The sequence below is a fragment of the Turicibacter sp. T129 genome (assembly GCF_025594975.1).
GTDB classification, from domain to species: domain Bacteria; phylum Bacillota_I; class Bacilli_A; order MOL361; family Turicibacteraceae; genus Turicibacter; species Turicibacter bilis.
The window spans coordinates 1-250 of sequence record NZ_JAMQUU010000070.1; the positions used below are offsets into that span (position 1 = coordinate 1).

Annotated in this window: 2 tRNA genes; both read right to left on the reverse strand. The window is 51.6% G+C overall.

The window, feature by feature from the left end:
- Window positions 1-41: 41 nt before the first annotated feature.
- Window positions 42-118 (reverse strand) — tRNA-Ile (locus NEH75_RS11250).
- A 10-nt stretch (window positions 119-128) separates the two neighbouring features.
- Window positions 129-205, reverse strand: a tRNA-Met gene (locus NEH75_RS11255).
- Window positions 206-250 lie beyond the last annotated feature (45 nt).

Genomic DNA, 250 nt, shown 5'->3' on the forward strand with positions numbered 1-250 from the left:
GCCGGACTTGGGTATTCCTCCGTATCATGATGCAAACTAACTGGTGGACCCTGTAGGACTCGAACCTACGACCGATCGGTTATGAGCCGATAGCTCTAACCAACTGAGCTAAGGGTCCGGGTCTTTCATGGTAGCGGAGGAGGGACTCGAACCCCCAACCTCACGGGTATGAACCGTACGCTCTAGCCAGTTGAGCTACTCCGCCATTTATTGTTATTTGCTAATATTCAATTGGTGGAGACTAGGGGGA